Consider the following 15553-nt stretch of genomic DNA (forward strand, 5'->3'; position numbering starts at 1 on the left):
TCCGTCTGCACCAGCGGCTATTAAAAATTCGGTTTCAATAAATACTTGGAATAGAAGTTGTCAATTACCCTCACAGCTTCATCCGGGGTATCTACAACGCTTATTAATTTCAAGTCCTCAGCATTGATATTCTTTTCGGTCAGCATGGTCGTTTTAATCCAGTCAAGCAAGCCGGACCAGTAAGAACTGCCAACCAGCACGATCGGAAAACGACCGATTTTTTTTGTTTGGATCAGCGTCATCGCCTCAAAAAGCTCATCCAGCGTTCCAAAACCTCCCGGCATGACCACAAATCCCTGTGAATATTTTACAAACATCACTTTACGAACAAAGAAGAAATCGAAGTTGATATTCTTATCCGGATCAATATAAATGTTGCTGTGTTGCTCAAACGGCAATTTAATATTTAGCCCAACCGACTTTCCGCCCTGTTCGTGGGCACCTTTGTTACCTGCTTCCATGATACCCGGCCCGCCACCGGTAATTACACCATACCCATGACGAACCAGCTTGGCCGCGATTTCCTCAGCAGTTTTGTAGTGCGGGTTGTCCGGCAGCGTACGTGCAGAACCAAAAAGGGACACACAGGGCCCAATTTTTGCCATTTTATCAAAGCCTTCAACAAATTCGGCCATCACTTTAAAGATAACCCAGGAATCAGCACTTTTTATTTCACTCCAGTTTCGATCTTCAAAAGCTTCTTTTATTCTTTTTTCATCTTCGGGAACCGCAGGATTGAGCAAGGAAACATCTATTAATTCTCCATTGGTTGGTTTTATTTCTTCACTCATTCTTTATACTCAATTTAGTTGTTGAACAGATAATATTAACTTTGCAAAAGTTTAACTCAAAAGAGCCAGACTTCAATCTTTAATACTATTTTATATTAAAGGGCTATAATTAACAAAAAAGTAATGAGAAAAATTGCTATCGGTTCGGATCATGCAGGATTTCCTTATAAAGAACCTGTAATAAACTGGCTTACCACCAATGGTTTCGAGGTAAAAGATTTTGGAACATACAGTACGGATTCCGCAGATTATGCAGATTTCGCACATCCGGTAGCCAGTGCGGTAGAAAGTGGTGAGTTTGAAAAAGGAGTTCTTTTGTGCGGAAGTGGGCAGGGCGTTTGTATCACTGCCAACAAACACCAGGGAATAAGAGCAGCCCTTGTGTGGGATTTGCCTCTGGCACCTCTGGCAAGACAGCATAACGACGCGAATATTATTTGTCTGCCTGTTCGTTTTATTGAGCTGGAAACTGCTTTGGCAAGTGTACAGGCTTTTTTAAATACCGAATTTGAAGGAGGGAGACACCAGACCCGTGTTGATAAAATCTCCTGTTAGTTAAATTTTTCGCTGATAAATATTCTTCCAGGGACTTTGCTCATATTGTTTCTGAAGAGCCGGAACGCGGTTTAACAATTTCGGCATGATGTTAGATTTGTCAATGACAAAATCCGGAGGATCTTTCCGGAAATTATCGTAGACATGTATAACACTGTCGAAATTGTCAAGATTCATTAAATCGTATCGGGCCAGGTCCCAGTTCAGGTATGGCGTTGCTGTGAAATTATTCACATATTCTCCGGAATGCTGCCCTAAAACAAGAATCCGCTTTTTCTGTATGTCGGGTGGCAATGCAGCGGTTTTTACTCTAAGATTTTCCAATCTTGCCATTGATACGCCCGGCAGAACACCTCTCAAGCCCTGATACTGAATCAGGATAATTACCGCTCCCATAAGCATAAACTGCGCTTCGTCCGCTATACTTTTTTTCTTAAAGCTTTGAAAATAGTGCGTTGCAAAAAAGGCTGCCGGAGGAATGAATATTACAAACTGCATCGGAGCCAGATATTGCATCAGCGGAATAGTGAAAACAGCGATAATAAACCACAATGCCATAACCTGCTGAATCCTGGTCTGGTAATTCACAAAGCGCAGTGTTGTAAAAATCCGCATAAAACCCATTATTCCAAATCCCAGCGGAAGCAGCAAAGAAGCCAGCAGCGATGAAAAGTCGTTCAGGTTATATTGTTTTACCTGAAAAACAGAGGTAAGTAAATTTCTGTTAAGACTTTCCAGACTGTTGTTCATATAGAAAAACAGAACCACCATCAGCAAAGGAAAAACAGATCCGAAAACACCGAGCAAGTGATGCCTGATGGTTGAACCGGTATAAAAAAGCAAGGCAAGAAATGCCCAAACCATAAACAGAGAAGCCGGAAGATAAAACAACGTTGCGATACCAATGTATAATCCCATCTCAAAAACCTGATTGGTAACCTCCCGTCTCACGAGTATTTTCACAATCGAACCAAATGCAAATAGCAGAAATGTGTTCGCCATCAGCATAGGCGACAAAGTCCCAAGGTCAAAGGAAATATTCAGGAATAGAGCATAGATGGCTCCGGGAATAAATGTGCGTTCAGGAAAAACTTCTCTTGCACGGATTACATAATTGAAATATAAAATCTGAACAAGTGAAACTGCTACGGCAGCCAATTGATATACCAATTGCTGTCTCCCAAACAGTGTGTCGAGCAGCCAGTAAACCAATCCCGAAAAAGGACTCACGTTATCCCATACATCCCTGTAAAGCATAAAACCATGGTGCATCTGCTCCCCAACCAGCATCCAGCTATGTTCAGGGATCAGCAAAGGTGCTCCGCCAAGAAAGAACGGAAGCCTGAGCAGAAGGAAAAATACGACCAGACTGATGATCTGATAGCGCGCATTGACTCTGAAAAAACTTAGCAAGAATTGTGTCGGTTATGTATCCTATCAGAATAACTTTCACGAAATTACAACGCCGGGTTCTACAAAAACAAAATAAGTATGGATATTTGTGGTTATTTAAATATGAAATAGCGGATGACAGGTAGCGCGTAAGAATTCGCAGCAGCAGATTATACCAAACATGCACCATCCGTTCAGCAACAAAATGGAATCAAAAAGACAACAAAAAGTAGGAAGACAGATCCAGAAAGACCTGGGTGAAATTTTCCAAAAAGATGCACAGCATTTAACAAGCGGAGCGTTTGTTACAATAACAGCCGTGCGGGTTACACCAGACTTAGGTATAGCAAGAGCTTACCTCAGTTTTTTACCTGAAAAAAATAAAAAATTCCTTCTGGAGACGATTCAGGAAAATACAAAGTTCATTCGTCAAAAACTGGCAGACAGAGTTCGCCACCAGCTACGGATTGTTCCGCATCTCCAATTTTATATTGATGATACTGCGGAATATGCTGCTAAAATGGATCTGCTGTTTTCAGACATTATTATCCCGCCGGCACCACCGGAAGACGAAGAAGATTCTAATTGATTTCATGCTAGCCTGATAATGGATCTTCCTTACCGAATTGCCAAAAGGTACTTTTTTTCCCGCAACAAACGTAGTTTTATTAGTCTGATTGCCCGCATCGCCATGGCTGGTGTGGGTGTGGGGACAATGGCTATGGTTGTTGTACTCTCGGTATTTAACGGCATGGAGGATCTGAATCGAAAAATATTCAAAACCTTCGATTCTGACATCAGGGTAATGCCGACGGAGGGAAAACGTTTTAATGTTTCTGACTCACTTTTGAAGGCGGTCCGGTCTGTTGAGGGCGTGAAAGTGGTCACCCAGGTGATTGAGGATAATGCGCTGGCACGTTATGGAAATCTCCAGACAATCATCCGTCTTAAAGGTGTGGATGAAAGTTATATCACCAGAGGTCAGCTTGATTCTGCACTTATTGAAGGTTCCTTAAAATTGTATGGTTCAAATGGAACGCCTTACGCCATTATAGCTGAAGGTGTTAGAAATGCACTGTCGATTTCCCTGGCTGAAATCCTAACTCCTATCGAATTGCTCTACCCTCGTTCAGGTACAAAAACTCTGAATTTAACTTCTTCTGAGGCTTTTAATCAAATTCCAATCCGTCCCGGAGGAATTTTCTTTATTGAAACCCGCTACGACGACTACATCATAGCCCCGCTTTCCATCGTAGAGTCACTTATGCAATACCAGGGGCAGCGTTCCGCTCTGGAAGTTCAGACAGGACCCGAATTTTCCGAAAAGAAAGTAAGTAAGGCATTGGGAGAAAAGTTAGGCAAGGATTTTTTGGTGAAAGACCGGGACGCGCTCAATGCAGATCTGCTTCGGGCAATACGGGTTGAAAAATTATTTGTTGCGGTAACCTTGTCACTGATTATTTTAGTGGCGGCAATCAACATTTTCTTTTCCCTGAGTATGCTTGCTATTGAAAAGAAAAAAGATGTAATCATGTTATATGCCCTTGGTGCAACACCATCATTAATCAGGAAAATATTTTTGGCTGAAGGAGCTATTGTCGCATTCAGTGGCGCATTGGCCGGATTAATTTTAGGAACAGGACTTTGCTGGCTGCAAATGCAATACGGCTTTGTTTCCATGGGCATGGCAAGCTCGCTGGTAGATGCCTATCCCGTTAAATTAATCTGGGGTGATATATTCTTTACCGGGGCAATTATCGTTATCATAACTGTGGCCGTATCTTATATTCCGGCCAGAAGGGCAGCCGAAACCGGTCTTATGGAACGTGTTTAATCAAGCTCAATGGCTGAAAAAATAATACTAACTGATTAAATTTGAACAACTTCAACTTTACGTCCAAACCAGAAACGGTTATGACCCGTCAAATGAGTAACAGCTTTATACAGAACAGAATCTGGCTACTTTTTGCAATTCCTTTATTATTTGCCGCTTTTGCTGCCAATGCAAACAGCTATTCTATACCGGCTGATACACTTTACAGAAGAGTACCCGGCATGCTTACGCCAAACGGACCATACAGACCTGAACGTACTCTTAAAAACGATATTCAATATACCCGCCTGGATGTGAAGTTTGACTGGCAGCGCCAGCAAATGCCTGCGACTGCCATTATTAAATTCAGTCCGCATTTCTATCCGCAAAATACACTGGAACTGGATGCAAAAGGATTTGAGGTAAAAGAGGTTGTTCAGCTTGACAGTTTATCGGACTATGGTTCGGCTACTCTGGCAGAAATCAATAAGCTGGTTTTAAAAAAACTCGAATACACTTACGACAAACGTAAACTGATCATCAAGCTCGGACGCGATTATACCAAAAATGATCACGTTTTTGTAAGGATAACTTATACAGCAAAACCAAATGACATTCCGCGTGACCAGCCAGGAGATCATCCGATAGACAAAGGACTGTATTTCATCAACGCCGACGGAATGGATGAAAATAAGCCAAAACAAATCTGGACGCATGGCGAAACGGATGGAAGTTCGTGCTGGTTTCCAACAATTGATGCACCCAACCAAAGATTTACTCAGGACATTTATATGACCGTTGACAGTTCTTACAAAACACTATCGAACGGAATTCTGGTTGCTCAGGAAGAAGACAAAAAAGGAATGCGTACGGATCACTGGAAGCAGAGCCTGCCTCACGCACCGTATCTGGTGATGATGGCCGTAGGGAATTTTGCTGTTGCCAAAGACATGATGCCAAATGGTCTTGAACTTAGCTATTATGTAGAACCCAAATACGGCGCAGATGCACATGCTATTTTCGGAAGAACTCCCGAAATGATCGGTTTCTTTTCTAATATTTTCGGTGTAAGCTTTCCGTGGGAAAAGTATGCACAGATTGCGGTAAGAGATTTTGTAGCAGGCGCCATGGAAAATACTACGGCGACAACACATGAAGAAGGCGTACAAAACGACAGTCGTTCACTGATCGACGGAAATTCGGATGGGGTTATTGCTCACGAGCTGGCTCATCAGTGGTTTGGTGATTATGTTACCTGTGAAGAATGGGGACAACTTCCATTAAATGAATCTTTTGCCAACTATGCAGAATACCTCTGGAGTGAATATAACGACGGTAAAAATGAAGCCGACTGGCAGAACCTGTCTGAAATGAAGCAATACCTTGGTGAAGCTGAAACCAAGCAGGAGCCGATGATCCGTTATTTTTACAAAGATGCTGAAAACATGTTCGACAGCCATTCCTATGCAAAAGGCGGTCGGATTTTGCACATGCTCCGGAATCTTACAGGTGATGCAGCATTTTTTGCTTCATTGCAGCATTATCTCAGAACCAATGCCTGGGGTACGGTGGAAATAGATAATCTCCGTATGTCATTTGAAAAAATAACCGGTCAGGATCTTAACTGGTTTTTTGATCAGTGGTTTCATCGCCCGGGTCATCCGCAGATAAAGGTCGAACAGCAGTACTTAAACAATAAGGTAGTTCTTAAAATTAAACAGACGCAGGATACACTTGCTGCGACGATTTATCGCCTGCCGTTAAAGATAGATGTTTGGGTTGGTGGCAAAAAAAGCCGTTATGATGTTGTGGTGGATAAGGCGAACCAAACACTGGAATTTCCCGCAACCAAAAAACCGGATCTGGTTTTGTTTGATGCCGAGTCGCAATTACTGGGTACCATCGAACATCAGAAGCCAAACAGTGAGATGGTATTTCAGTACAAAAATTCAGGTACTTTTCTTGCTAAATATGAGGCACTTGCGCAGCTGGAAGGTAAACTGGCAGATACGACGGTAAGAGGCGTGCTAGTGAAGGCTATGACAGATCCATTCTGGAAACTTCGACAAATGGCAATTTCCAATTTTGCGGAATATGACGGTCAGGGTTTTGTGGATATCGAAAAAGTGATTCAGGACCGTGCCCGCGTTGACCCGCACCCGCAGGTTCGCTCCGAAGCCATCATTACACTTGCTTCCTACGGAGACAATAACAGCGACAGTATCTATCGCCAGGCTCTTGAAGACAGTTCCTACCAGGTTGTATCTGTTGCTATTGAGAAATACCTGATGGGCCAGCCATCTGACGCAAAAGAAGTTGCACAGAAGTTTGAAGATTCGCCCAATGATGCCATTGTCACTTCGGTTGGCAATTATTACGCAGGACTTGCCGAACCGGAACGCTACCAGTGGTTTTTGGAGAAAATGAAACCGATGAAGCCAACAGACAAATACAATTTTCTTCAGGTTTTTGGTAAATTCCTGATTAAATCAAAACAGGATGTACAGAGACAAAGTATACCTGTATTGGAAGGACTTGCAAGGGAAAATCCAGCATACTTTGTACGCTTTGGTGCTTTCCAGGTTTTAGGATTGCTTACAGACATCCAAGGCGTTACAGCTTTACGTAAAGACATCCGCGCCAAAGAAACCGAGCCAAAACTTAAAGAAATGTACAGCCAGTTCGAATTTTAATATAAGGACTAACTGTGAACCAGTAACTGTTAACTTCTGACATGGAACAATTCACTGAGGATCCAGATAATAATCAAGATTTTCCTTTGTAATGATATCCAGCGGAAGAAACTTAATCGGCTGGATATCTTTTTTAAATATCAGATGATTTGCTAACTGATGAATACCCCAGTAACCCTGTCCCAACGGATTTTGATTAATCAGAAAATTGATAATTTCCTTATTTAGATATTCCAGGTTGGAAGGTAAAAGGTCATAACCAACCAGTTTTATTTCCTTTTTACCACTTCTCTCGAGGTAGGATGCTACTTCAAATGCTTTGGAGTTGGTCACATAAACAGCCGCAAGCTCGGTTTCCTCCTTTTGAATTCCTTCCAGATGTGCATCCAGTGTTCCGCCTTCGATAAAGTTTATGTCTTTACTTACGACCTTATATTTTTTGTCCCGCCCATCGAGCAGGAAATAATCCCGGAATCCCTTTTCTTTGGTAATAAGGTGAGCCGAGTTTGGAATGTCTTCATTGATATGCGCAACCAAAACGGTGCATGGATAAGGTAAACCGAAACTAAGGATCTTGGCAGCAAGAAAACCACTTCTGTAAGAATCCTGCCCGATGTAACAAAGCGGATCTACGCTTTCAATCTGTGTATTGAACAGTACGTAAGGAATTTGGAGGCTCTTCCAGTTTGCAAAAAATGGTAACGCTTCTTTATAAAAAATCGGAGCAATTAACACGCCATCCGGACTTTCCTTTGTTGCCTCTTTTGCTTTCAGTATAAATGATTTTTCATCGTGAGGATTGAAAATAAAACGCGTAATATTGATTCCGTATTGACGTAATTCCTTCTCCGCCTTTTCAATACCTTTCAGCGGAGCTTCCCAGTATGAGTCTTCCGAAGAATCGGGTATTAATGCTGCAATATTAAATGTCCGCTGGGACTTAAGCGATTGCGCAATCAGATTCGGCTCGTAATTAAGTTCTTTAATAATTTTCAGGATTCTTTCCCGCACATCTTCTGCCACCCTCCCCCTGTTGTGTAATACACGATCAACCGTTCCTTTCGAAGTCTGTGCTTTTTCCGCGATATCTTTTATTCTGACTATTTTCTTTTTCACAATGATCTTTTATTCTGTTTGGAGGCAGTATCTGCTAAATCTGCAAAAGTAGTACAATTATAAAGACGAAGGCTATAAAAATTACCCGCGTTTAGCGTTCTATTTGTTTACATTTTACTATTGGTAAGACGAACAGGAATCTTGCAAACCGGATTCTATTTAATCTCAACCGTAACATCATCGCCATCTACATAAGAAGAACATGTCAGTATCCAGCCTTCGGCCAGATCACGATCTGTTAAAACTTCGTTCACGCTCATATGTAATGTTCCGCTTTGGCAAATTCCCGCGCAGGTCGAGCACCTTCCACCCTTGCAGCTGTAAGGTAGATGAATGTCCGCCTGCAGAGCAGCATCCAGAATAGTTGTATGTGCAGGAACAAGTAACCTGTAAGCGTTTCCTCTGAAATTGAGATTAATATAATGCGGATTGGAAACGGGTGGCGGAGGCGGCATTTTTTCGATAACAAAATTTTCCTTTCGGATTTGTTCCGAAGAAAAACCCATGTAATGAAGGGTAATCTCCATTGATCGCATCAGTTCAAACGGCCCGCAGATAAAGAACCGGGCTCGTTCCCGTAGGAATTGCAATGAGTTGTTTACCAGTTGTTCAAGTCGGGTATTGTTAATTCTTCCCCGGATACCGCTCCATTCGTCATGCGGTTGACTGTGAATGTGAATAACTTTTAAACGTTCCGGGAAACGCCGCTGCCAGTTTAAGATATTGTCCCAAAACATCGTGTGACTTTCGTTCCTGTTGGCGTAAATGAGCGTTACCACGCTTTCACCTTCTGAATAAAGTGCTTGTTTTAAAATGGAGAATAACGGCGTGATGCCGCTCCCCGCTCCTATCAGAAATATATCTCTAGCTTTCCCGTCAGATTCTTCAAGCACAAATCTGCCCGATGGTGGTAAGGCGTTAAAAACATCTCCCTCTTGCACATGATCAAGCCAAAACCGGGATACTTCCCCGTTGGGCACTCTTTTTATTGTGATGGCAGGAAAAAGATCTACTTCCGGCGCCGAACTCATGGAGTAAGAACGCCTGACTTCATGACCATGCAGTTCAATCAAAAAAGTAAGAAACTGGCCGGCTTTATAAACAAGCGAAAATCCGTCAGTTTGTTCAAAAACAAAGGTTTTAACATTATATTTTTCAATAATAATCTCCTTAACCCGTAAATTGATAACTGAATCAGACATAAATTAAAACCTGTAACAATTAAACATTACCTAGAGTCGTGTCAGCCGAACTCCACAAAACTTCATATTCCGCGAGCAAAGTCCAGCAATGTGCTTCACAAATCCATTGCATGTGAAAAATCGGAAGGTTTGACATTTTATATACAACCGGATTTTCATAGGCCGTAAGCAATCCTGCAATAAAAAAATAGAATCCTTTAAAATCCTCAGCTGTAAAGTTCTCTGTCAAAATCCGTTCCGGCTTCACGCCCAGTCTCAGCAATGAGGTTGATAAAATAACTCTGTCCATTGCATGCGTAGCAGTATTCAACAGCTTAACTGTATCGTAAATCAGCTTTTTTCTGATTTCTTTTAAAATTTCAGGATCAAAAGCAGCAATCAAACGGGCCACATGGTAAATAATTAAAGCAGTTCGCGGATATTGATGCGCACAGCGAAACGGCACCCTTAGGTAACGATCTGTTTCAATAACGGAACGGACGTACAGCAAACTTGCTTCATCATTTTCATTTAGAGGAAGTTCATATTTAAAAACACAGTAAAGCATATTACACAAAACACTGACATCGAACTCGATATACATATTTTTACCAAACCAGGTCGAATATGCTTTGAGTGATTTATATTCAGGATAAGTATTTTTTATCCACTGCCGCACCCCGTTAGCGTGCAGCTTCAGCTTTTCTTTTAACCACAAAAGCTCTTCCTGAGATGGTTTTGTAGTGAGATAAACAAAAGCGGTATCATCGATATCGTCAGGAATACGAAAATGTTCAAAATGACGAAACAGATTTCCATTTGGAAAATGCCGTGACGGTATTGTTTTCCAAAAATTGTAAGTTTTCAAACCATCCTTATTCTGAAAATCCGGATAATTACCAATGACCTTTTCACAGATCAAGTCGATCTTTTTATGAATAACCGCACTGGTTTTAGGCCTGATTGATTGCAGGGTAAAAGCAATAATTGCAGAAAAGAAAATGGTGGTGTCGGGGCGATTATAAGCTATTGAATTATTGACACGATATGCAGGAAATATTCCGGCAGGAAAGTAACGATCTCCGGCAGACTGGGAAATCTCAATTTGTTCAATAAAGTGACTCAGCGAATCTTTCATGCACCCGAAACTAACCAATTACGGCAAAAAAAAGAAACCCTGCCGGTCAGACAAGGTTTCTTTGTAATAACTAAAACAGATCTTAAACTCCTTCGGCAACTACTTCCTTCACATCAGGAACCATACGGGTCAGCAGATTTTCAATCCCCGCTTTTAAAGTCAGGGTTGAAGACGGACAGCCGCTGCATGAGCCTTGTAATAAAACCTTTACAACACCTGATTCTTCGTTAAACGAATGGAAATTGATTGCACCACCGTCGGACTCAACCGCAGGACGAACATAAGTGTCCAAGGCGGCTTTGATTTTCTGAACAGTATCAGAATCTCTTGAATCAACGATAACCGTATTTTTTTCAATTGTTTTTTCTTCAAAAACCGGATGGTTTTCTTCGAAATATATTTTTATAAACTGCTTGGTATCGCGTAAAACCTCTTCCCAGGCAATGGCATCATCTTTAGTGATTGTGACAAAATTGCTGGCAATAAATACCCTTTTTACGTGAGGAAACTGAAAAAGATCCGATGCAAGCGGTGAAGCACTGCCTTCCTGAAAAGTAGATTCCACAGAAGGGTAATCAAAAGATAAACCATCCGGAGCCAGCTCAAAATTCAAAACAAACTTCATCGAATTTGGATTCGGGCTCAACTCGGTATATACAAAAATGGGGCGTGATAACATGTTATATTAATTCGTCAGTGATAGGGATTCTGTTTCTCCTGTTTGACAACACGGTTCTTTTCAATTTGGTTTATTATTAAACGTAATTGGACGTGAGTTACCTGAAATGATTATCCATTCGTAATTTTTTTTCAACATACCCAACCTTTGGCTGCACCCTTGTAGTTTATCTGTTCGAAACCAAAGCAACAGGCTGATCAGCTGATTTGGCAATTTTTATTATCTTAAAAATAGATGCTCATGAAAAAGTCAGCAATTGTATTTGCCGCTATAATGGCGGTCATCGTCTTGATTTCCTGCGAACAGAATAACGACATCAAAGGCAATGTGCCTCTTGAAGCAGCCAAAACCAGCGCCATAAAAAAAGCCGAACCGGTATCCTTTACATTTAAAACGAACTTATCTGCAGATAAGGTGGAGTGGACTGTAAGCCCCAACCGCAATGTTCAGATTTTCCGTAACGGTTACCAGGCCAAAATTCTCTTTGGTGAAGCCGGTAAATATCTTGTCAGTGCAACCGATCAGATAACGGTTGCAAGAACAGCTGTAACCGTTGATTCCTCTACCTATGTTGCCGGAGACACCAGCACGCACGTTCCTGTAATACCGCAGGTTCCGGTTAAGCCCGTCCCTCCGGCAGATACGGTTACGCCTAAGCCGCCGGTTGATACGGTTGGCACGCACGATGTCTTCCTGAGCCTTGCTGGTGACGAGTTTACGATAACACCGTTCGTAATTGATTCATTATCAGGAACGGGCATTGGATTAACTATCGTAAGCACAAGAGCGTATCAATGTCTGAATAGTTACATATACTTTCGGCGAGAATATTCCGCGAATGAAAGCCGCAATTTCAAGCTCAGCATGAGTCATGTAGTGCAACCCGGCGCACGCTTTTGCCAGACCGGCACAAAAAAGTTAACCGTTGACACCTTCATTTATCCTCTTTCGGAAGGAAAGCAAAACCTGGAAATTGAATTGGACGGATCGGTATACAAAGGCTTTATAGTCAGAAATGGAAACAGTTACAGCATCAACTGGCCTTATACGACTGGAATTAAATTCTCAACGCTTACCTTAACAAAATAATTTTAATAAAATCCATTGGCTCCGCCTCCAATGGATTTTATATTTTAAATGGAGCAACTGCAGGAAACAATAGAAGGATGCAAACGCAATGACCGTAAAAGTCAGAAGGATTTGTATTATCAATTTTATCCTGCCCTGTTTAATCTTTGCAAAAAATTCTTTGCAGACGATCACGACATCCAGACCGCTCTAAACAACGGGATGATGAAGGTTTTTAAAAACATTAGCCAGTTTGACTCATCAAAAGGATCCTTCTTCAACTGGACTTACACTGTGGTGCGGAATTCCTGCCTTACTATCCTACGCGACCGAAAGCCGGATACAACAGTAGAATTTACAGAAAATCTTGTTGAAGAAACCCTTTATGATCCGTTTGGGTCTTCTGGATGGACAGACATTTTTATAAGTCTGGATAAACTTCCACCGGTCACAAGGGCTGTTTGCTGTTTGTTTTATCTTGAAGATTTTTCTATTAAGGAAATAGAACAGGAAATGGGTATTAAGAGCGGAACCGTTAAATGGCACCTTAATGAAAGCAGAAAAAGGTTAAAGGATGTTTTGGCAAAAAATAATGACCGGTGAAGGATAAGAAAAAACATATCAATCAAAAACCAGACGGCAAATATCCTGAACCAGGCGTTCCGGCAGATGGCGCCTGGGCTGATATGAAAGCTATGCTGGATTTGCAAATGCCGGAGACTGAACAAGCCGCTCCTGAAGGTACCAAACCTTCAGTTCTGAAACTTTGGATGGCTATTCCTTTGATTATAATCGGTATTATGCTCTGTTTTCTATATTTTAATAAAAATGAAAAGGCAAATTTATCTAGAGAGACAAAAGAAACTTCAAAGCAAACCAGGCCCTCACTAATTGATAAACGTGAATCGGGAAAAACAGACCTTTCCGGAAAGTATCCATCAAATCGGTCCGCTCTGTCTCATTTGCCAAATTCTGAAAGCAGTATGGGATCCGGTAAAAATGTAGATTCAATACTTTCCATTAATCCTGAAAAATTCATCGGTTCGAAAAAAACATCCATGAGTTCCAGAGCCGAAAATGTGTCAAACATAGAAATTTCAAAAAATGGTTATGAGTTAAAACGCAATTCAAAATTAAAAAAGAACTTTAAAGAGAGAATAACCTCTTCACCAGGTCGCGCCCAAAGAAACGAAAATCCATTATCCGAAAATCACGATAACCTGCAAGCGGGAATTCAAAATTATAATAGTGAGAAAAAATCATTCAGTAGCGGGAGTACCAATAGGAAATTGTCGCCTGCCGGCTTTTCCACTTTATCTGATAACAATATTACTGTTCAGAAGATTGAGGCAAGTAGATCAGCTATTTTTTTAAGCCCAAACTATCTGCATATCAGACCTGTTCACTGGAATAATAACTTAAACGCCACATTCATAAAACTGAAAATAATTGATTTCGGATTAAACAAAACCACATCTCCATCCAATTTTCCAGTTGCCAGAAAAGAAAATAGTTTGTTTCGAAACTTCCATTTTGGAATGCACTGGAGTGCGTTGGTTACTGGCAAGGAAAATGATCACTACTTCACCGGAGCTAACGGGAAGCAGCAGGTTTACTTTCCTTTTATTCCTGGTTTATGGATCAGTAAATCATTGAAAAACAACGGAGAAATCCTGATCAAGGCTTCCATTAATCAATACTTTGGAAATAATAACAGACTGGATTCTTCTTCCATTCAGTTACAAGATTCGGCCAGAAACAGAATTAATACCAGCCTGAATCTGATTAAAGTAAGCGGTATAAATGCAGGTTTACAGTACAATCAGCATTTGACAAAAAGATGGTCTTTGGGGCTCGGAGCTAATGTGCAATATCAGCAAAGAGCTTTACTTCAAAGCACCACAATCAGAACCGGCTCAGGGGTAATTGCAGACTCGCTCATTGGGATAAAAGGTACTGCCAATCAATTTAAATATCTTAATCCTTACTTTATTTCAGTTTATCCCGGGCTTGGTTATTCTTTGGGAGATTTAAAGATAGGTGCCGCAGCAATCTTTCCGTTAACTAACATGGCCAGGGATAAGAAAAGTAAGCCGGTAAGCGGACAGATCTTTTTACGCTGGAAAATAAAGTAGAGATTAGTTTAACGTTGGAACGCAAATAAGCCCGCCGGAAAATCCAGCGGGCTTGTTACTTCATTAGTAAATGAAAAATCTTAAACTATGCTTCTGCAACTTCTGCAACAGGAGCAGCGATTGGCTCGATGTGAACAAAAGACTTGTCCGCACGGGTTTTACGGAAAACTACATGACCAGCAACCAAAGCAAACAAAGTATGGTCACGACCGATACCTACGTTTTTACCAGGATTGTGTTTTGTTCCGCGCTGACGAACAAGAATGTTACCAGCTTTGGCAAGTTCTCCGCCAAATAATTTTACTCCAAGACGCTTGCTTTCCGACTCACGTCCGTTTCTCGAGCTACCTACACCTTTCTTATGTGCCATGATATCTTAACTTTAATGGTAATCTAATGATTGTGAACAGAATGACTCTGGCTAAATACCATTGCCACTAATTTTAATTACGCTACTATTTCGTCAATGCTGATCCTTGTCAAATACTGACGATGACCGTTTTTAACTTTGTAACCTTTACGTCTTTTCTTTTTGAAGACGATCACTTTTTCACCTTTAAGGTGTTCAAGTACAGTTACTTTTACAGAAGCTCCTGCCACTGTAGGAAGACCTACCTGTACTGCGCCTTCGTTATCAACGAGGAGGACTTTGTCAAACACAAGTGCAGCGTTCACGTCACCTTCAAGCCTATGCGTGAAGATTTCGCGACCCTTTTCAACTTTAAATTGCTGACCTGCGATTTCTACGATTGCGTACATGTTAATTAATTATTGGTATACTTGTTTCAAAATTCGAGGTGCAAAGATAAACAGATATCGACAGAATCACAATGCTTTACCACAAAATTTATATTCTTTTCCTTAAATTGTAGGCAATTCGTTTTACAATTAAATTAATCGGGATATGGGTAAAGTAATGTAACCTGTTACCTTTATATAACGACATCCCCGAATGTAAAAACACCGCTAACTGCGTTAACAAACCTTAACAG

Annotated in this window: 15 protein-coding genes; 7 read left to right on the forward strand and 8 right to left on the reverse strand. The window is 41.1% G+C overall.

Annotated features, from left to right (window positions below):
* Window positions 1-20 precede the first annotated feature (20 nt).
* On the reverse strand, window positions 21-791 hold the full coding sequence (locus E0F88_RS02780) for an LOG family protein (RefSeq protein ID WP_131956423.1): 771 nt from the start codon (window positions 789-791) through the stop codon (window positions 21-23).
* Between the two features lie 123 nt (window positions 792-914).
* Between E0F88_RS02780 and rpiB the strand changes: the two genes are divergently transcribed.
* Window positions 915-1346 carry a ribose 5-phosphate isomerase B gene (rpiB, locus tag E0F88_RS02785; RefSeq protein ID WP_131956425.1) on the forward strand — a complete coding sequence of 144 codons (432 nt, stop codon included), beginning with the start codon at window positions 915-917 and terminating at the stop codon, window positions 1344-1346.
* On the opposite strand, the gene E0F88_RS02790 is transcribed toward rpiB, so the two are convergent.
* Window positions 1347-2759: a hypothetical protein gene (locus tag E0F88_RS02790; RefSeq protein ID WP_131956427.1), complete on the reverse strand. Its 1413-nt coding sequence runs from the start codon at window positions 2757-2759 to the stop codon at window positions 1347-1349.
* A gap of 184 nt (window positions 2760-2943) precedes the next feature.
* Here E0F88_RS02790 and rbfA point away from each other — a divergent pair, with 184 nt between their 5' ends.
* The 3 genes from rbfA (at window position 2944) to E0F88_RS02805 (ending at window position 7244) form a co-directional block, all read left to right on the forward strand.
* Complete coding sequence (gene rbfA, locus E0F88_RS02795) at window positions 2944-3327, forward strand: 30S ribosome-binding factor RbfA (protein ID WP_131956811.1); 384 nt, start codon at window positions 2944-2946, stop codon at window positions 3325-3327.
* An 18-nt stretch (window positions 3328-3345) separates the two neighbouring features.
* Window positions 3346-4572 carry an FtsX-like permease family protein gene (locus E0F88_RS02800; RefSeq protein ID WP_131956429.1) on the forward strand — a complete coding sequence of 409 codons (1227 nt, stop codon included), beginning with the start codon at window positions 3346-3348 and terminating at the stop codon, window positions 4570-4572.
* 80 nt (window positions 4573-4652) lie between these two features.
* Window positions 4653-7244 (forward strand): M1 family metallopeptidase, encoded by a 2592-nt coding sequence (locus E0F88_RS02805; RefSeq protein ID WP_131956431.1) that lies wholly within the window; start codon window positions 4653-4655, stop codon window positions 7242-7244.
* Between the two features lie 51 nt (window positions 7245-7295).
* On the opposite strand, the gene E0F88_RS02810 is transcribed toward E0F88_RS02805, so the two are convergent.
* The 4 genes from E0F88_RS02810 to E0F88_RS02825 all read right to left on the reverse strand — a co-directional run bounded on the left by E0F88_RS02810 (window position 7296) and on the right by E0F88_RS02825 (window position 11358).
* Window positions 7296-8360, reverse strand: a complete 1065-nt coding sequence (locus E0F88_RS02810; RefSeq protein ID WP_131956433.1) for a substrate-binding domain-containing protein — start codon at window positions 8358-8360, stop codon at window positions 7296-7298.
* A 155-nt stretch (window positions 8361-8515) separates the two neighbouring features.
* Window positions 8516-9562 (reverse strand): ferredoxin--NADP reductase, encoded by a 1047-nt coding sequence (locus E0F88_RS02815; RefSeq protein ID WP_131956435.1) that lies wholly within the window; start codon window positions 9560-9562, stop codon window positions 8516-8518.
* Window positions 9563-9581: 19 nt separating this feature from the next.
* Entirely contained in the window at window positions 9582-10679 is a 1098-nt protein-coding gene (locus E0F88_RS02820) for a hypothetical protein (protein WP_131956437.1), read from the reverse strand.
* 82 nt (window positions 10680-10761) lie between these two features.
* Window positions 10762-11358, reverse strand: a complete 597-nt coding sequence (locus E0F88_RS02825; protein WP_131956439.1) for a NifU family protein — start codon at window positions 11356-11358, stop codon at window positions 10762-10764.
* 240 nt (window positions 11359-11598) lie between these two features.
* Between E0F88_RS02825 and E0F88_RS02830 the strand changes: the two genes are divergently transcribed.
* From E0F88_RS02830 to E0F88_RS02840, 3 genes are read left to right on the forward strand one after another with little or no spacing between them, the layout of a single operon-like run.
* A complete protein-coding gene (locus E0F88_RS02830) occupies window positions 11599-12447 on the forward strand; it encodes a hypothetical protein (protein WP_131956441.1) in 849 nt (282 codons plus the stop codon).
* A 48-nt stretch (window positions 12448-12495) separates the two neighbouring features.
* The gene (locus E0F88_RS02835; protein WP_131956443.1) at window positions 12496-13029 is read left to right on the forward strand and encodes an RNA polymerase sigma factor; all 534 of its coding nucleotides are present in this window, start codon (window positions 12496-12498) and stop codon (window positions 13027-13029) included.
* On the forward strand, window positions 13026-14561 hold the full coding sequence (locus E0F88_RS02840) for a hypothetical protein (protein ID WP_131956445.1): 1536 nt from the start codon (window positions 13026-13028) through the stop codon (window positions 14559-14561). The genes E0F88_RS02835 and E0F88_RS02840 overlap by 4 nt, the downstream gene beginning before the upstream one ends.
* A gap of 85 nt (window positions 14562-14646) precedes the next feature.
* Here the strand turns inward: E0F88_RS02840 and rpmA are convergent, their stop codons facing one another.
* Both rpmA and rplU read right to left on the reverse strand, forming a co-directional pair.
* Window positions 14647-14931, reverse strand: coding sequence for a 50S ribosomal protein L27 (gene rpmA, locus E0F88_RS02845; RefSeq protein ID WP_131956447.1), 285 nt, complete (start codon window positions 14929-14931; stop codon window positions 14647-14649).
* Window positions 14932-15008: 77 nt separating this feature from the next.
* A complete protein-coding gene (gene rplU / locus E0F88_RS02850; protein ID WP_131956449.1) occupies window positions 15009-15320 on the reverse strand; it encodes a 50S ribosomal protein L21 in 312 nt (103 codons plus the stop codon).
* Window positions 15321-15553 lie beyond the last annotated feature (233 nt).

Source organism: Dyadobacter psychrotolerans (genome assembly GCF_004349265.1).
Lineage (GTDB): Bacteria > Bacteroidota > Bacteroidia > Cytophagales > Spirosomataceae > Dyadobacter > Dyadobacter psychrotolerans.